Genomic DNA, 16,937 nt, shown 5'->3' with positions numbered 1-16,937 from the left:
AGGGAGCGACCGGCGTTAGCCGAGGCGTCGAAGGCGCGATCGACGCTCCCGGAGCCGTCGAAGGAGCGACAGGCGCTACCGGAGGCGTCGGGAAGCCAAGCCGCGCGACCGGATGCATCCACGAGGCAGACGGCGGACCCGCGCGACCGAGGGCGTCCACGGGGCAGGGCGTCCACGAGGCAGGCTGGCGATGCCATCGGGCGCGTTCGCGCCCCCTCGACGCGGGGCACGCCGACGCCGCCGTGGGACCGCCGGCAGGGCGTTGCGGCCGGGTTCGTCCGGACGCCGGACGCCGGAAGCCGAAGCCGGAAGCCGGAAGCCGGAAGCCAGAAGGGGGACGGGGGCATGCTGGCCGCCTTCGCAGGCGCGCTGCTGGCCCTGGTGGTCCTGCTGGCCGCCGGGGTCGGAGCAGCGGTGTGGCTCGGGCCGCCGCTGCTGCGGCGCCTGTTCAACCGCATGATGGTGACGGCCCTGAGCGGCCCCCAGGACCGCAACCAGATGCTGCAGTGGATGGTGCTAGCCCGCAACACCGACCCCGAGCAGATGCTGGCCATCATGCGGCGCGCGGAGACGGGCAGGCCCTTCACCCGCCCCTACGGCGCCACCCGGCCGTGGATGCAGTTCGAGCAGCTGGTCTTCGTCCCCGCCCAGATCGGCCGGCTGCCGCGGGGCGAGCCCGACGTGGACACCCGGGTCACCATCGGCCCCCAGGCGGCCCGGCCCCTGCACCTGAAGATCCCCATCCTGATCACCGGTATGGCGTACGGACTGTCCCTGACCCTGGAAGCCAAGGTGGCCCTGGCCCGGGCGTCGGCCATGGCGGGCACCGCCACCAACTCCGGGGAGAGCGGCTTCCTGGCCGACGAGCGCCGCCACGCGAAGCACTACATCGTCCAGTACAACCGCGGCGGCTGGAACATCCGCCCCGAGCAGCTGCGGCAGGCGGACGCCATCGAGATCCAGTTCGGCCAGGGCGCCGACGCCAGCGCCCAGGAGTCGACCCCCTGGGACATGCTGGACGAACCGGTCCGGCGGCACCTGGGCCTGCGCCCCGGTGAGGACGCGGTGATCCACACCCGCTTTCCCCAGGTGGCCTCGCCCGACGACCTGGCCCGGCTGGTCGAGGAACTGCGCCGGATGACGGGCGGCGTGCCCATCGGCGTCAAGTTCTGCGCCGGCGACCTGGAGGCCGACCTGCGGGCGGCGGTGGCGGCGGGGGTCGACTTCATCAGCATCGACGGGGCCAAGGGCAGCACGGGCAAGGGGTACCTCTTCACCATCAACGACTTCGGCCTGCCGGTCCTCTACGCGATCCCCGAGGCGGACCGCATCCTGCGGGAGCTGGGGGTGCGGGACCGGATCACCCTGATCGCCTCGGGGGGCCTCCGGGACGGGGCGGACTTCCTCAAGGCCATGGCCCTGGGCGCCGACGCCTGCTACGTGGGCACCGCGATCCTGCTGGCCATGGTGCAGGCGCAGATGGTACGCCTCATGCCCTACGCGCCGCCCTATGAGCTCTTCATCGCCAAGGGCCGCTACACCCACCTGTTCGACGGGGAGCAGGCGGCGATCCAGGCGGCCAACTACCTGAAGGCGTGCGTGCAGGAGATGGTGGAAGCGGCCCGTGCCCTGGGCCACGCCCGCCTGGCCGACGTCGGCAAGGCGGACCTGCGCGCCCTGACCCGGGAGGTGGCGGAGATCACCGGGGTGCCCCTGGCCTATCGCCCCCGGACCGCGGGGCTGGAGCGGCTCGAGGGGACGCCGGCGCTCCGGCCGCCGGCGTTGGACGGGGCGCCCAAGCCGGTCGGACCGGGCCCCCATCGGGCGGCCGGGCCGCAGGCCACCCCGGACGAACCGGCCGCGGCCGGCGGTCCGCACGGACCGGCCGACGACACCGCGTCCCCGTCCGCCGCACGGCGGGCCGCGGCGCGGACGGGGGACGACGGCATCGCGGGGACGGGAGGCGGAGCGGGGACGTCACCCGGGGTGCCGCGGGATGGGACGGACGAACGGGCCGGTTCGTCCGCAGAACCGGCGCCGGTGTCCTGAAGGCGGCGCAATCGCCGCCGGATGCCCCGCCCGGTAGCCAGGAGACCACGACGCGAAGGGGGCGAACCGCAGGATGCCAGCCCGTCGCATGACCGTCGCCGACTACGTGGCCGCTGAGCTCGCCGCCTGGGACGTGGCCTGCGTCTTCGGCGTGCCGGGCGACGCCGTGATCCCGCTGCTGGAGGCGTTGCGTCAAAACCGGCGGCCGCGCTTCATCGCCGCGCGGCACGAGGGGGCTGCGGCCCTCATGGCCTCCGCCTACGCCAAGCTCAGCGGCAAGCTCGCCGCCTGCTGCAGCGACGCCGGCCCCGGCGCTGTGCAGATGCTGAACGGCGTGTACGATGCCGCCTTGGACCGGGTGCCGCTGCTGGCCATCACCGGCGGTCTGCCCACGGCGAAGACCGCCACCCACTGGCCCCAGGACGCCAACCTGGACCTGGTCTACACCGACGCCACGGTCTTCAACCACACCCTGGCGGCGGCCGGGCAGGCGACCCGCATCCTGCCGGCGGCCCTGCGGGCGGCCTGGGAACGCTCGGGGCCGGCCCGGGTGGGGCTGCCCGTGGACCTGCAGCGGGAGGAGCTGGCCGACGCGAAGCCCACCGGCAAGCCGGACTACCTGCAGGAAGAACCGACCCCCGACGCCCGGGACGTCGACGCGGCCCTGCACCTCTTGCGGACGGCCATGAAGCCGGTGATCCTGGTGGGCCGCGGCGCGCGGGCCGCCCGGGAGGCCGTGCTGGCCCTGGCCGAGGCGCTGGATGCCCCCATCGTGGCGACCCTGCCGGGGTTGGGCGCGGTGCCGGCGGAGCATCGCCACTACTGCGGCGTGCTGGGGGAGGCGGGCACCCAGGCGGCGGCCGACGTCATGGGGGCGGCCGACGTGGCGCTGGTGGTGGGTTCGACCTGGTGGCAGCCGGCCTTCGTGCCGCGGGGGCTCAAGGTGATCCAGGTCGACACCCGGCGCGCCCACCTGGGCATGACCTTCCCCGTAGAGGTGGCCCTGGCCGGGCCGGCGGAGACGGTGGTCTCGGCCCTGCGGGACGGGATCAAGCCCCAGGCGCGGGAGAGCTGGCACGCCTTCTGGGAGCGGGCCCGGGCGACCTGGCACGCGGAGCTTGAGGAAGCCGATGCGGCGGCCCAGGGCCGGGGCCCGGGTCCCGGAACCCGGGCGGGGGGCCGCGGTGGGGCGGCAGGCCGCGGCGGCCGGGCGGCGGAGGGCGTGCACCCGGCGGCGCTGATGACCGTCCTCTCCGGCGTCCTCGACCCCGAGGCGGTGATCTGCGTCGACACCGGCCAGCACACCTACTGGTTCGGCCGCTACTTCTTCCCGGATCGGCAGACGGTGCTGGTGTCCGGCCACTGGCGGACGGTGGGGTTCGCGTTGCCGGCCGCCATCGGTGCGGCCCTGGCCGCCCCGCGCCGGCCGGTGGTGGCGCTGGCCGGGGACGGCGGCCTGGGCATGACCCTGATGGAGTTCACCACGGCGGTGCGGGAGCGGCTGCCCATCGTGGTGATCTGCTGCAACGACGGCCGCTTCGCGGAAGAGGAGGAGCTCCAGGACCGGGCGGGGGTCGAGCCCTTCGGCACCCGGTTCGTCAATCCGGACTTCGCCGCCTTTGCCGAGGCCGCGGGCGGCGTGGGGATCCGTGTGGAAAGGGTTCGCGACCTGGAACCGGCCCTGGAACGGGCCCTGCGGGTCGACGGCCCCGTGCTGGTGGACGTGCGGGTGGCCCAGGTCACCTACCCGCGGCCCGAACCCGTGGCGCACCGGGATCCGTGGGCGGCGCGGACCGAGACGGAGACCCGGGAGGCGGCCACGGGGACGCCGTCCGACGAGATCGGCCGCTACGGGGACCCCCGCCAGGAGGGACGCGACACGGGTGAGCCGAGGGCCACCGGCCGCCAGCCCCGGCGCGAGCCCGTGACCCGGCCTCTCTGGGGCCGCGGGCGGCAGCCGGAGCGGGAGCCGGAGCGCGTCTAGGATGGTGGCGACGGACAGCGCTGAGATGGGTGGCAGATGTCGGCGGTACCCCAGGTTGCGCCCCGGGCGGAAGGCGCGGTGTATCTGGTAGATGAGCACGATCTTACCGACTGTTGCTACCTGCCAGCCGGCGCAGAGGCGGATGGTCAGCCCGTATGGCGTGGCACCAGGGCAACTGTGCAGTACGGTGCCCCCGGACAAGGTGAGTGAGACACGTCGCCACAGGTGACATGAATAGTTCCGCAGTATAACCTTGTGAGAGACGGGATCACCCTTGGGCCGAAGGTGATACGGTCATGGCAATGTCTCGTGTTGGCCCTAAGGGCCAGGTGGTATTGCCCAAGGCTGTTCGGGAAGCGCTCGGGATATTACCCGGGGATCGGGTGATCTTCCACGTAGAAAAGGACCGGGTTGTGATCCTCCCCGTACGCGCACGGACGGCGGCAGACCTCCGAGGGATGCTAAGCGTCGGGAAGCCCATTGACCTACGGCAAGGGCGTAAGGACTATCAGGACCACCTTGCGGCCTTCTCCTCGGGCACCCGGAACCGCAAGCTCATGCTGCGGAACGCCTGTTCGCTCGTGCTGCCCAAGGTGAGTTTACGGTTCGGATCCACCCGGCGGTGCTGGCCGAGGTTGTCTATGTGCTTACTTCACCACGACTTGCTCACCTGCCCCGCCCTCGGGTGAGCGGTGCGTTACGTGAGTTAATGGCCCTCGAAGGGGTGGAGGTGTCCGATCCCGAGGTCGTCCTCGTAGCCCTCCACCGTTTTGAGACGACGACCCTGGACTGGGTGGACTGCCTCCTCTTGAGCTACGTACCGGACATTCCTGTCTACACGTTCGACGAGGCCATGATTCGGGCTGGCGGTCGTTCACCCAGCGACCTCTGAGTGTTCGACTCGCATGTATAGCTCGGGCAACGGGAAGAGCTGTCCCGCCACGTCCCCCACCCGGCACACCGTTTATGTTTGTGCTTGTGTTTATGGTTTGGAACGGTGGAGGAGGTGTCTATGACGATGACCGGTTCGAACGGACCGGTGGCGCCTGACCATCCCCAGGGGGCAGAAGCGAACGGCGAGTGCTCCGTCGGCCGGCCCTCCGGTGGCCCGCCCAACTCCGACGTTCGGGCCGGGTTCTTCCGGAACCTGCCGGTGCTGGAGACGGTCCGCCTGATCCTCCGGCCGCTGACCCTGGGCGACGTGGATGACGTCTACGCCTACGCGTCGGACCCCGAGGTGGCCCGGTACACCACCTGGGAGGCCCACCGCAGCGTGGATGACAGCCGGGCCTTCGTCGAGGCCCAGGTCAAGGCCTATGAGGAGGACCAGATCGCGCCGTGGGCCATGGTCCTGCGGGAGACGGGCCGGGTGATCGGGACCACGGGCTTCGTCGCCTGGACGCCCCAGCACGCCCGGGCCGAGCTCGGGTACGCCATGGGCCGGTCCTACTGGGGCCGAGGCCTGATGACGGAGGCCGTCCGCGCTGTCGTGGCGTGCGGGTTCACGCAGATGGGGCTGAACCGCATCGAGGCGCGGTGCATCCCGGAGAACCGGGCGTCGGCGCGGGTGATGGAGAAGGTGGGGATGCGGTACGAGGGGCTGCTTCGGGAGGTCATGTACAGCAAGGGGCGGTTCGTCGATCTGTGTCTCTACGCCATCCTGCGGCGGGATTGGGAGGCCGCGACGGCACGATGACCCGGATGGCCGAAAAGAATGGCCGGACGAATGGCTGTTAGTGTTGGCGATCGTCTACTGTTGGCGATCGTCGAACTCCCGCAGCTGCTTCACGTATACGGCGGCAAAGGTCATGAGAAAACCCACTGCGATCGCGGCCAGGGGCCACCACAGACCGGTCCAGGGCGACGCTGGCAGGTTGGCGTCCGCTCGTTGAAAGCCGACGCGCCAGAGCCAGCCGGCCATGATCGTGCTGACCACCCACACGAGGGCCAGCGCCGCCAGGGCTTCCCTGTGGGCGCGGGCGGTGACGATCCCGACTGCCAGTCCGAGGGTCACGATCACGGCGAGGGTTGGCAGCGCCGCAAGGGTGACCGCGATGATGGCGAGGACCACGGCGACCATGCCAGACCACCAAACAACGCCTGGCATCTCGCTCCCCCCTTCGAGACCGCCCCAATCTTCGCGTCGGGTCGCGCCCCTGTCTGCTTCACACCTATTCCCCGTTGATTCGTAGGCGGATCCCCGAAGTGATCACACCGAGCCCGGCGATCAAAGACGTCATCCCCATGGCGTAGGCTGGGTTCAAGGGGCGTCCCATGAGCCATTGCACGACAAGAGTGCCAACGAAAAAAGCAGGTGCTAGACGATAGTACTGCGCCGCCCGCGACGCCTCCGGTGGTGGCTCGTCGTTGGGCTGACGAACATGGGCATATGCAGCAGGAAGGGCGAGGAGGGAGATCAACGCAAACCACGGCTTCCACCCGTGGGTGTCGACGACCACGGCGAATGCGCAGAGCACGAGCAGTGCCCAACCCCGCCAAATCAGAACGGTGCTCCACCTCATGGCGACGCCACCTCCCGCGGCGACGATTCGCGGTTGCCATTCTCATCCCTGCCTGAAATCCCTTGCCCTGCATGCTCTTCCCGGCTACCAGCCGGCCGCCACAGGGGATGGAACCAATGGCTACTTGTTGTTCTTGTAAGCAATGCCTACGCACCGTACTGAAAGGGGGACGAACATGCCCGGTTTCCGTCCCGACCCCACCTTCTATCCTTCCCCCCGCCTCCCCATGGAGGCGCCGCGGGAGGGCCTGGCCTACGTGGCCCTGCTCCGCACCGGGGGCCGGCCCGACGGCTTCGCCGTGGTCGACGTAGGTCCCCGCTCCGCCACCTACGGCCGGGTAGTAGTCCACACCCTGGACTTCCGTTACCTGAAACATCGTCATCTGTTTCAGGCAGCCAATCCTCACGGATCGACGGTGCCGGTCTTACCCGGCCATGCGCCGGTGCCGGCTTCCCGCTTCCTCCGGGACCGCCTGCCAGACGACAGGTCTTCCGTCCCGTCCACGGGCGTTTTCCGTCTCCGGGCCACTCCCGGCGACGGCGGCCACCAAGGCCGCGAGATTCCGGGCTGCGTTTTCGTCCCGGTCGAGCACGAAGCCGCATTCCTCACAGCGGAAAACACGCTGCGAAAGCGGCAGCGACAACTTGACCGCGCCGCACCGTGAGCAGCGCTTACTGCTGGGATAGAAGGGCGGCGCTTCGACCAGGACCGCGCCGTGCCAGGGACACTTGTAGCGGAGCTGGCGGCGGATCTCCGCCAGGGCCGCATCGGCCAGCACCCGGGCCAGCCGCCGGTTCTTCATCATGCCCGCCACGTGCAGCTGCTCAACCACCACCACACCGTAGGTGCTCGCGAGGTGGTGTGTGAGCTTGTGAAGGGCATCCTGGCGGAGGTTCCGGACCCGCGCATGGAGCCGGGCCAGCCGGCGGCGGGCCTTTTGCCACCCCCGGCTGCCCTTCTGGCGGCGGGCCAGGGCGCGGTTGGATCGGGCGATCTTTCGGAGGGCTTCTTCAAGGGACCGGGGGTTCGGCCACTTCTCACCCGTCGAAAGGACCGCCAGGTGCTTCACCCCCGCGTCCACGCCCACCACCCGCCAGGGGAACCGGGGCTGGCCCGTCTGCCGCTCCACCTCGCAGGTGAAGCTGACGAACCACCGGCCCCCTTCCCGGGCGACCGTGGCGGACAGGATGCGGGCTGTCCCCGCTTCGATGCGTCGGAGCAGGGCCGTGGTCGGCTCGTGGGTCTTCACCCGCCCGATCCGGGGCAGGACGACGTGGCTCTTGTCGTCCACCCGGATCGCGCCGGTGGTGAACCGCACCGACTCCCGCCCGCGGCCCTTCTTCCGGAACCGGGGGAACCCCACCCGGCGTCCCTTACGTTCACCTTTGCGGCTTTTGGACCAGTTCTGTAGGGCCCGGGCCAGCCCGTCCAGACCGGAGGCGTAGGCTTCCTTCGAGTTCTCCCGCCACCAGGGGGCGACGACGTGCTTTTGCCGGTTCCACTCCCGTCGCAAGGCGGGGAGGGTCCAGGGCACCTCCACATCCTCACCCCGGGCGCGGGCTTCCAGGCGCTCCTTCACCAACGCCAAGCCCCAGTTGAAGGCAAAGCGGCGGGCGCCCACGTGGGAGGCCAGCGCCCGTTCCTGGCGGGGTGTGGGGTCCAGGGCGAAGCGGTACGCTTGCAACACACGCATAGGGAAGCCTCCAGGATCATCCAAGGACATCGTACCAGAACATCTGTTCCCAGACAACGAGCCGGCCGAGGAGGGAAGGGCATGCGAAGATTTGACGGCATAGGACGAAAAACGATAAGAAACGCACCAGCTGTTCGTAGCCCCTACACCGGCGACGAGGTGCACCACTTCGGCTGGAACGCCTGCAGCTCGGCCCTCTGCCCCTTCGCCCCCCACCCCCACGTGGAACGGCGCTACCTGCTGGTGCCGGGGCTGCGTTCGTCCCGAATTTATGTTCTTGACACCAAGCCCGACCCGGCGGCGCCGCGGCTGGTCAAGGTGGTGGAACCGGAAGAGGTCCTGCGCCGGGCCGGGTACTCCCGCCTGCACACCGTCCACTGCGGGCCCGACGGCATCTACGTCAGCGCCCTGGGCGGCCGGGGCGACGACAGCCAAGGCGGCGGCCGATCCGGGGGCGGTGGGCCTGACACAGCGGGACAGGGGGCCGGCGGCTCTGGGGGTAGTGCCGGTGACGCCGCTGGCGCCGGCGGCAACGGCCCTTGCGCCGACGGCCCCGGCGGCATCCTGATCCTCGACCACGACAGCTTCGAGGTCCTCGGCCGCTGGGAGGTGGACCGCGGCCCGCAGGTCTACGCCTACGACTTCTGGTGGCACCTGGGCTACGACACGGTGGTCACCAGCGAGTGGGGTGCGCCGTCGCTGTTCGAGGGCGGCCTTGACCTGGACGACGTGGTCAACCGCCGCTACGGGCACCGGCTGCACTTCTGGGACCTGCGCCGGCGCCGGCACGTGCAGGAGGTCGATCTGGGCGACCAGCACCAGATGGTCCTCGAGCTGCGGCCCGCCCACGACCCCAGCAAGGCGTACGGGTTCGTCGGCGTGGTAGTCAACGTCGAGGACCTCTCCGGGTCGGTTTGGCTCTGGTACCGGGACGGGGACCGCTGGGCGGTGCGCAAGGTGATCGAGATCCCGGCCGAACCCGCCGAGGACAAGGACGCCTTGCCGGACATCCTCAAGCCCCTGGGCGCCGTGCCGCCCCTCATCACCGACATCAACCTGTCCCTGGACGACCGCTTCCTCTACGTCTCCTGCTGGGGGACCGGCGAGCTGCGTCAGTACGACATGTCCGATCCCTTCCACCCGAGGCTGACGGGCTCCGTCCGGCTGGGCGGCGTGGTGCGGCGGGCGGCCCACCCGGCGGCAGGTCCCCTGACCGGCGGCCCGCAGATGGTCGAGGTCAGCCGCGACGGGCGGCGGGTCTACGTCACCAACTCCCTCTACAGCACCTGGGACGACCAGTTCTACCCCGGGCTGCGGGGTTGGCTGGTCAAGCTGGACGCGGACCCCGCCGGCGGGCTTGCGGTGGACCCGGCCTTCTTCGTGGACTTCGGCGAGAGCCGGCCGCACCAGGTGCGGCTGCAGGGCGGCGACAGCTCGTCGGATTCCTTCTGCTTCCCGTCGTGAGGAGTGCTGGCGTGTAGCGCGAGGCCACCGTCCGGCGGGCTCGTCAGGAGGCGACCCCCGTGCACGAGCACCTGACCCATGCGGTCGAAACCGGCCACGGCAGTCCCTGGCCGTGGCTGGTTCTCGTCCTGCTCGGCGCCTATCACGGCCTGAACCCGGCCATGGGTTGGCTCTTCGCCGTGGCCCTGGGCATGCAGGCCCGCAGCGGGCGGCGGGTGGTGTGGGCCCTGCTGCCCATCGGCCTGGGCCACGCTCTGTCTGTCGCGCTCGTCCTGGCACTCCTGTGGGGCGCCCGGGCGGTGCTCCCCGCGGTGCCCCTGCGCTACGGGGTGGCCGCCCTGCTGGTGGGCTACGGGCTGTTCCACCTGTTCCGATCCCGCCATGCCGGGGGGCGGGTGGGGATGCAGGTGGGCTTCGCCGGCCTGGTGCTGTGGTCGTTCCTCATGGCCACCGCCCACGGTGCCGGGCTGATGCTGGCACCCCTGGTCTGGTGGGCGGGGCCTGGGCCGGGCGGGGCCATTCCTGCGGCACCCGATGCGGCGGCTCCGGCTGCGGCACCGGCGGCAGGGCCGGCCGGGGCAACGGCGGGGGCTGCCGCGGCGGCTACGGTGGGGGTCGAACACGGCACCCACCTGGCCGGCGCCGACGGGTCGGCCTTCGTGGCGGCAGCAGGCGGGACGGCCGCGGCCGGGTCCGGGTTGGGAGCCGGGCCGGGAGCCGCGGCGGGGTTCGCGTTGGGTTCGGGGCTGGGGTCCTGGGCCGGCGTGCTCCTGGCCGCGGCGGTTCACGCCGCCAGCATGCTGGTGGTGGCCGGGGCCGTGGCGCTTCTCGTGTACTACCGGTTCGGCCTGTTCTTCCTACGGCGGGCTTGGGTCAACGTGGACCTGGTCTGGGCCGTGGCCATGGTGGCCAGCGGCCTGGCCGTGGCCCTGGTCGGGTGACGAACGGGGGCGGGCGGAACACGGCGGCACGGCCGAAGGTTCGGCGGCGGCGCGCAGCCGGGCGACGGCCCGGTCGGGACCGGCCGCACAGCGGGTTCCCCACGCCGTGCGGCCGGCGATGAAGAGCACCCCCAGGGCGTCCCGTCGGACAAAGAGGGTGGGGAGGAGAATCGGCGGCCGCGAGCAACGGGTTCGACCCTCCAGTTTCGTATCGCCGGGCATCGCTGTGCACCGCTGGGGCGGCCCTGGCGGGTCTCGACCCGCAACGGGAGGTGCGCGGAAGAGGGGCGAGGTGAAGGGGCTTGGATTTGCGGATTGGTCGCGTCTACAGGGACGAACCGGCGCCTCCGGGCGCCTACCGCGTGCTGGTCGACCGCCTCTGGCCGCGCGGGATCCGCAAGGAAGACGGCCCCTGGGACGCGTGGTGGAAGGATCTGACCCCCAGTGATGCCCTGCGCCGCTGATACCACCAGGACCCCGAGGGCCGCTGGGACGGGTTTCGCCGGCGGTACCGCGAGGAGCTGGATGACCTCGGCGACGAGGTGACCGCCCCCGCCCTCGCGGCCTGCCGGCGATACGGGACCGTGGTGCTGCTGACCGCCGCCCGGAACCCCGATCGGAGCCATGTGCCCGTGCTCCGCCAGTGGTTGCTTGAGCGGCTGGGGGAAGCTGCGGGGGCCTGAGGGGAGCCCTGGGGGCCCGAGGAAAGTCGTGGGGCGCCGGTCGGCAGCCGTTACCGCGCCGCCCCGGTCGCGTAGCGGTGGGGGCGTGCCTGCTGCCCGCCGGGCCGTCGGGGGCGCGTCCTCATGGCCGCGGGGCAGTCAGCCGGCCGGGGTCCCCTCCCGCCCGGCGGCGGCCAACGGTGAACACGCCCGTCGGCGTTTCGCGCCGCGTTCGGACCTGGCGCCCGCGGCCACGTGGCCATGCCACGGTCACGCTCCGGCCGCCTCGGCCAGCACCCGCACCCCCGCCAGCAACAGGGCCAGGGCGAGGGCCCGGAGGATCCAGCGGTCGTCCACCCGGCGGGAGAGCCACGCGCCCACCTGGGCGCCGGGGATCACGCCGGCCGCCAGCAAGGCCGCCCGGTGGAGCCCGTGGTGGTACGTCCCCGCCCAGGCGTGGACGGCCACCCCCGCCCACCCCGTCAGGGCCAGCACGAAGTGGGACGTGGCCGTCGCCACGTGGACCGGGTAGTCCAGCACCGCGACCAGAAGCGGCACGTGGATGATCCCGCCCCCGATGCCCAAGAGGCTGGACACGATGCCGACCAGGAAGCTGAGGGCCATGCCGCGGCCCAGGCTGCGGCGGCGGGAGGCGCCGCGCGCTGGCCCGGCGGGACCCACCTCGTCTTCCTCGGCCGCTCGGGGGGCTCCGGTTTCCGCCGCGGAATCCCTTGTGTCTGCTGCGGGGGTTGCATCGGGCGTACCCGGTACACCGGCTGGGCCTGTCGCACCCGCCGTGGCTGCCGCCCGTGCTGGCCCGTCGGCCCTCGGTGCCCTGCCGGTGGCCGCTGCGCCTCGAACCATCGCCGCACCTGCTGCACCCGCCGCGTCAGCCAGCGCGGCCCGCTGGGCCCGGGCCAGCAGCCACACCGCCGCTGCCACCATCAACGTCCCCAAGAGGGCCTCGAACAGCCGCCGCGACATCACGGTCGAAACCCACGCCCCGAGCACGGCCCCCGGGATGGCCGCCGCCGCGAACCAGGCCCCCGCCCGGAAGTCGATCCGCCCCATCCGGGCATAGGCGATGGACCCGGAGAGGGCATTGACGGCCACCACCAGCAGCGAGATGCCGGTGAGGGTGCCGGGGTCGTCGGTCGGGTAGAGAAGGGCGAGCACGGGGATCAGGAGGAACCCGCCTCCGGCGCCGATCAGGGTGCCGATGGCGCCTACCAGGACACCGAGGACCACCAGTGCGAAAGGAGACACCTCGATCCGCCTGCCTCTGGTCGTGGGCGTTCTGCTTGTGGGCGTTCTGCCATGGCCACACGCCGGGGCGGCCCCAGGGAGCCAGTCCCCAAGCGCGATCCCTACGATGCCACTCCTCCTTGACCCTACGTCGACCAACAGCCTCCCGTCGAGACGTCCCCGGCGGTGCGATGACGAAGGCGGGCTCCCCAGGTCGTCGGCAGGACGAGGAGACCATCCGGGCGAACGTCGCCCGGGGGACGACAACCCGACAGCGGGGGCAGCGGGAAGCCGCCGGCGGTGCGGTGGGACCGCACCCAAAGGAGGGGGATGCACCATGGTCGAGCGGATCGACAACGTCGGCCTGGCAGTGCGCGATCTTCAGGCCGCCGAGGCCTTCTACGCGCAGCTAGGATTCCGGGTGGAGAGCCGGGACGAGACGCCGGGGGCCTTGCTGGTCGCCGGCGACGCCCGCCTCTACCTCTTTCAGACGAACCGGCCCGCGGGCGGCGCGCGGCGCAGCCCGGACCTGGTGGGCAACCCGCCGGGCCTCGACCACATCAGCTTCTGGGTGGGCGACGTGGACGCCGCCTACCGGCGGCTCGTGGAACAAGGGGTCACCTTCGCCACCGAGCCTGCCGATCAGGACTGGGGCGCCCGGGCCTGCAGCCTCCACGACCCCGATGGCAACGTGATCTTCCTGCTGGGGCCCTTGCGCGACCGCCGGACGGAAGGTTGAACGTCCCGCCGGCTGCCGGTGCAGGGTCGCGGTCTGGTGCCGCCGGCCGGTGGACTGCCGCGGCCGGAACGGTCAACCTGCCTGGGACGGAAGCCGGCTTTCGAGACGGTGGCAATGCTCCGACGCCTCGTACCGGTTCATCCACGTCCGGAGTCGCTGCCCGCCGCGGTACCAGGCCAGGGTGAAGTCGCTCTGGTAGAGCCAGGTCACGGCATCGTGGGCGAAGGTGAGCGGGTGGACGGAAACCTGCCAGCCGGGCAGTTCGTCTTGGGCGTCCGTCACGCGCCGTACCTGTTCTTCCCGCTCGCAGGCGAAGATGGCGTAGCCGCCGCGCGGGTGGATGAAGTGGTCATGGGTCAGGACCAAGCCGCGGCTGGGGTCGGCGATGTACCGGTTGAACGCGTCGTTGGCGGCCCGGGCGGACACCCGCGGCGGTGCATAGGCAACCACCAGGTAGCACTTGGGCACGGGATGGGCCGAAGCGGGCATCGGGGCACCTCCTTGACGGTATCGCTGCTCACAAGCCTCTCCTCGGCGGTGTGGCTGCTCACAAGCCTATGGGGTGCTCGCCCGGCGGTTCAACACATTCGAAGAATTCGCAATCGGATGGCGTTGGGCGAGCTCGCCATGGCATGGTGGCGGACCGCGACGGCGAGACGGATGGTGTCGGACGGTGACCATCGAGATCCAGCTTCCCGCGCATCCCGAAGAGACGGTGATCTTCGGTCTGTCGCCTCTCCTCGAGGCGGTGTGCGCCCTCGAGGCGGTCGTCAACCCGCGGGCTCACCCCCTGCAACTTCACTGGGTTCTGGAGACGCGTAAGCGGCTGCCCCGTTTCCTGCTCGCAGAGATTCGCAAGCTGGGCTTCGCCTATCGGGACTGGCAACTGGGCTTCTTCACCCCGCGGTCGCGGGAGGGCGTTCCCGCGTTTCATGAGGAACTGGCGGACATCGAACGGCTGCCCCTGAAGACCTTCGTGGAGGAATGTGCGAGGGCGTTCACGCCATGGGAGGCGGAGCGGGATCCCAGCTTCGACGAGGTGATGCGGGACGGCGCGACCCAGGCGATGCTCCTCGAGCAGGCCCGATGTCTCGACCCGCGGTATGTGGAGGCCTGCGAGGAGCTGATCCGGAGCCCCGACCGGTTGCGGCGGCGACTTCTGGCCATGCTCGACCAGTTCTGGGAGTGCGCCTTCAAAGGGGAGTGGGCGCGCATCCGCCCCGCCTTGCTGGCCGATGCCGAGCGGCGCTCCCGACGCCTCCGCGAGCGCGACGTGTGGACGGTGCTGCACGAGGTGGCACCCGACGCCCGGGTGGTCCGCGACCGCCACCTTCTCATCTTCCACCGGCTCCCCGAACACGTCGTGGTCGACGTCACCCCAAGCCGGCCCTTGCTGCTGGTCCCCAGCCTCTTCACCCGGGTCAAGACCCGCGTGGAGTGCGACCCGCCGTGGCCGCCCTGCCTGGTCTACGGGCTTGAGGGGCCCCTGCTGCGACCGCCTGCCGAGCCTCCGGTTGCCCTGCAGCGCCTGTTGTTCGCCCTGGCCCACGAGGCGCGCCTGCAGATCCTGAAGCTCTGCCACGAGGGCCCCAAGAGCACGCAGGAACTGGCCCGGGCCCTCAGCCTGTCGGAAGCCGCGATCTCCCGCCACGTCAAGATCCTTCACGATGCGGGCCTGATGAGGGCGAGGCGGGACGGCTACTACGTCCTGTACGCCAGTCGGAAGGACGCGGTGGAAAGGGTGAGCCGGCACCTTCGATCCTTCCTCGGCTAGGTCGGTCCACCCTTCAAGCCGCGTGGCTCCCTGCGGGCGGAATGGAGGCCGTGCCTCGGCGGCCGGCCATCGCCGGCCGCCGGCCGGCTGCGTTCGACCTACGTCCCGCCCCCGGCCAGCGCCTGAAGAAGCGCATCGAAGAGCTCCACCCCGTTCAGGTACAGGTCGACCGCCGCTGCGGCCGTCACGATGACCACCCCTGCCACCGCCGGCCATCGAGCTCCCTCGGCGTCGAGGGCCCGTTCCACCGCCCGAGCGGTACCGAAGAACCCCACCGCCGTTGCCAGGACCGCCGCCAGCCATGGGCCCGGGTGCATGGCCAGCCACCGGGTTTCGACGGTCCAGACCCCGCCCGGCGCCCGGTAGACGTCGGGGTAGGGGAAGGTGGGCACGGGGGGAAGGAAGTCCAGCACGGCCGCCCCAGCGACAGCGGCGCGTACCAACAGCCAGCCACCCGCGAGGAAGGCCAGGCCCATCAGGACGTGGCGTCCCCGCCGCACGGTGCGGCCGGCACCCCATGCCGCCTGCACCAGCACGAGCCACGCCGGCATCGCGAAGGCTACCAGGATCGCCAGGAGGATGCCCACCGCATCCACCAGCGTGCGCGCGAACTGGGCGGCCACGGCGGCGGACATGTCGGGCGGCAGGCCGGGGACGCCCACGCCCTGCACCATGGCCGCAATGCCGCCGAACGTCGCCCCTACGTACAGCACCGCCTCCAGCCACACCGCCAGCAGCTTGGCCCCGGCCAGCTGCCAGCCATAGACCGGCAGGGACAGGAGCAGGTAGGCGCGGGCGGTGTCCAGGTCGTTCTTGAAGCTCTGGTACGTGCGCCACAAGGCTCCCAGGGGCAGCCACCACAGCGGCATCTGCGTCATCGCCAGGACCAGCCCCTCGTTCCAGCGGCCGACGCGGCTGGCCAGAAAGGTGTACCACGCGAGGATGGCGACCACGGAGGCCGCCGTGGTGGGCAGCCCCTGGCGCACCTCCCGCCACAGGAGCCGGAAGAACGGCGTCATGCCAGCACCTCCTCGACGATCCCGTCCAGGGACTTTCCGTGCCGGGCCCGGAGCTCGTCGGCGTCGCCCGCGAGCACCAGGCGGCCGCCCGCCAGCACCATCAGCCGGTCGAACAGCGGCTCCGCGTCCTTCAAGTCGTGGGTCGAGAGCAGGATCGTCCGGCCGCCCCGCCGGCAGGCCGCCAGGATGGCGTCGGCGATGCGGCGGCGGGACACCGGGTCGATGCCCGAGAAGGGTTCGTCCAGAAGAACCAGCGGCGCCGAGCGGGCCAGGCCCAGAAGGAGCCGCACCCGGGTCCGCATTCCCTTGGACAGCTCCCCCACCCGCCTGCGGCCCGGTAGCTCCAGGATCTCGCGCAGCTCGCCCTCGTGCTCTGGGTCCCAGTCGGTGAAGAAGGAGCGGACGAACCGGACCGTCTGGTCCACCGTCATCCACGGGTCCAGCGGGTCGACCTCGGCGACGAAGGCGACCCGGCGGCGCAGCTCCACGCCGGGGGTCTGGCCCAGGACCTGGACCTCACCCCGGGCGGGCCGCACAAACCCGGCCGCCACCTTGAGCAGGGTCGACTTGCCGCTGCCGTTGGCCCCGACCAGGCCCGTGACGGTGCCGGCAGGCAGGGTGAAGGTCACATCCCGCAAGGCCTCCACGGAGCCGTACCGTTTCCAGACGTGGCGGAAGCAGACGGCAGGCGGGGGTGTCCCCGTGACGGTCGACGGGTCTGGACCGCCTGCAGAGCCGGCGGCTGGCGGCGTGGCAGCCTGGACGGTGGGTTCGGCCGCCGCAGCCGATGGGGCGGCGGATGAAGCCAGGGGATGGCGGGGCGTCACGAAGGTGTCCCTCCTTCT

Annotated in this window: 14 protein-coding genes and 4 pseudogenes; 11 read left to right on the top strand and 7 right to left on the bottom strand. The window is 71.3% G+C overall.

Features of this window, described 5'->3' with window-relative positions; genetic code table 11:
• The first annotated feature begins 345 nt into the window (after window positions 1-345).
• From Q5761_RS08875 to Q5761_RS08860, 5 genes and pseudogenes are all read left to right on the top strand, one after another.
• Window positions 346-2,049 carry an FMN-binding glutamate synthase family protein gene (locus Q5761_RS08875; RefSeq protein WP_318750316.1) on the top strand — a complete coding sequence of 568 codons (1,704 nt, stop codon included), beginning with the start codon at window positions 346-348 and terminating at the stop codon, window positions 2,047-2,049.
• Between the two features lie 73 nt (window positions 2,050-2,122).
• Window positions 2,123-4,033, top strand: coding sequence for a thiamine pyrophosphate-binding protein (locus Q5761_RS08870; protein WP_318750315.1), 1,911 nt, complete (start codon window positions 2,123-2,125; stop codon window positions 4,031-4,033).
• Window positions 4,034-4,329: 296 nt separating this feature from the next.
• Window positions 4,330-4,458: pseudogene (locus tag Q5761_RS12420) on the top strand (AbrB/MazE/SpoVT family DNA-binding domain-containing protein); the annotation flags it as partial.
• A gap of 125 nt (window positions 4,459-4,583) precedes the next feature.
• Window positions 4,584-4,925, top strand: a pseudogene (locus tag Q5761_RS12415) (PIN domain-containing protein); the annotation flags it as partial.
• 126 nt (window positions 4,926-5,051) lie between these two features.
• A complete protein-coding gene (locus Q5761_RS08860) occupies window positions 5,052-5,729 on the top strand; it encodes a GNAT family protein (RefSeq protein WP_318750313.1) in 678 nt (225 codons plus the stop codon).
• 54 nt (window positions 5,730-5,783) lie between these two features.
• Here the strand turns inward: Q5761_RS08860 and Q5761_RS08855 are convergent, their stop codons facing one another.
• Window positions 5,784-6,113, bottom strand: coding sequence for a hypothetical protein (locus tag Q5761_RS08855; protein ID WP_318750312.1), 330 nt, complete (start codon window positions 6,111-6,113; stop codon window positions 5,784-5,786).
• A 91-nt stretch (window positions 6,114-6,204) separates the two neighbouring features.
• The gene (locus tag Q5761_RS08850; protein ID WP_318750311.1) at window positions 6,205-6,555 is read right to left on the bottom strand and encodes a hypothetical protein; all 351 of its coding nucleotides are present in this window, start codon (window positions 6,553-6,555) and stop codon (window positions 6,205-6,207) included.
• A gap of 142 nt (window positions 6,556-6,697) precedes the next feature.
• On the opposite strand from Q5761_RS08850, the pseudogene Q5761_RS08845 reads away from it, so the two are divergent.
• Window positions 6,698-6,901 (top strand): annotated as a pseudogene (locus Q5761_RS08845) (selenium-binding protein SBP56-related protein); the annotation flags it as partial.
• A gap of 78 nt (window positions 6,902-6,979) precedes the next feature.
• On the opposite strand, the gene tnpB reads toward Q5761_RS08845, so the two are convergent.
• Window positions 6,980-8,248 carry an IS607 family element RNA-guided endonuclease TnpB gene (tnpB, locus tag Q5761_RS08840; protein WP_318750310.1) on the bottom strand — a complete coding sequence of 423 codons (1,269 nt, stop codon included), beginning with the start codon at window positions 8,246-8,248 and terminating at the stop codon, window positions 6,980-6,982.
• An 81-nt stretch (window positions 8,249-8,329) separates the two neighbouring features.
• Between tnpB and Q5761_RS08835 the strand changes: the two genes are divergently transcribed.
• From Q5761_RS08835 to Q5761_RS08825, 3 genes and pseudogenes are all read left to right on the top strand, one after another.
• Window positions 8,330-9,712 (top strand): selenium-binding protein SBP56-related protein, encoded by a 1,383-nt coding sequence (locus Q5761_RS08835; RefSeq protein ID WP_318750309.1) that lies wholly within the window; start codon window positions 8,330-8,332, stop codon window positions 9,710-9,712.
• 59 nt (window positions 9,713-9,771) lie between these two features.
• A complete protein-coding gene (locus tag Q5761_RS08830; RefSeq protein WP_318750308.1) occupies window positions 9,772-10,653 on the top strand; it encodes a hypothetical protein in 882 nt (293 codons plus the stop codon).
• Window positions 10,654-10,955: 302 nt separating this feature from the next.
• A pseudogene (locus Q5761_RS08825) lies at window positions 10,956-11,336 on the top strand (DUF488 domain-containing protein).
• Between the two features lie 249 nt (window positions 11,337-11,585).
• On the opposite strand, the gene Q5761_RS08820 reads toward Q5761_RS08825, so the two are convergent.
• Entirely contained in the window at window positions 11,586-12,581 is a 996-nt protein-coding gene (locus tag Q5761_RS08820) for a sulfite exporter TauE/SafE family protein (protein WP_318750307.1), read from the bottom strand.
• A gap of 316 nt (window positions 12,582-12,897) precedes the next feature.
• Here Q5761_RS08820 and Q5761_RS08815 point away from each other — a divergent pair, with 316 nt between their 5' ends.
• Complete coding sequence (locus Q5761_RS08815) at window positions 12,898-13,299, top strand: VOC family protein (protein ID WP_318750306.1); 402 nt, start codon at window positions 12,898-12,900, stop codon at window positions 13,297-13,299.
• 72 nt (window positions 13,300-13,371) lie between these two features.
• On the opposite strand, the gene Q5761_RS08810 is transcribed toward Q5761_RS08815, so the two are convergent.
• Window positions 13,372-13,788 (bottom strand): hypothetical protein, encoded by a 417-nt coding sequence (locus Q5761_RS08810; protein ID WP_318750305.1) that lies wholly within the window; start codon window positions 13,786-13,788, stop codon window positions 13,372-13,374.
• 184 nt (window positions 13,789-13,972) lie between these two features.
• Here Q5761_RS08810 and Q5761_RS08805 point away from each other — a divergent pair, with 184 nt between their 5' ends.
• Window positions 13,973-15,073: an ArsR/SmtB family transcription factor gene (locus Q5761_RS08805; protein ID WP_318750304.1), complete on the top strand. Its 1,101-nt coding sequence runs from the start codon at window positions 13,973-13,975 to the stop codon at window positions 15,071-15,073.
• A gap of 98 nt (window positions 15,074-15,171) precedes the next feature.
• Here the strand turns inward: Q5761_RS08805 and Q5761_RS08800 are convergent, their stop codons facing one another.
• A complete protein-coding gene (locus Q5761_RS08800; RefSeq protein ID WP_318750303.1) occupies window positions 15,172-16,092 on the bottom strand; it encodes a hypothetical protein in 921 nt (306 codons plus the stop codon).
• The gene (locus tag Q5761_RS08795) at window positions 16,089-16,919 is read right to left on the bottom strand and encodes an ABC transporter ATP-binding protein (RefSeq protein ID WP_318750302.1); all 831 of its coding nucleotides are present in this window, start codon (window positions 16,917-16,919) and stop codon (window positions 16,089-16,091) included. The genes Q5761_RS08800 and Q5761_RS08795 overlap by 4 nt, the downstream gene beginning before the upstream one ends.
• Window positions 16,920-16,937 lie beyond the last annotated feature (18 nt).

This window comes from Thermaerobacter composti, assembly GCF_033582035.1.
GTDB lineage: Bacteria > Bacillota > Sulfobacillia > Thermaerobacterales > Thermaerobacteraceae > Thermaerobacter > Thermaerobacter composti.
The sequence above is the reverse complement of the archived record's forward strand: the minus strand, read 5'-3'. Positions and strand labels throughout refer to the sequence as shown.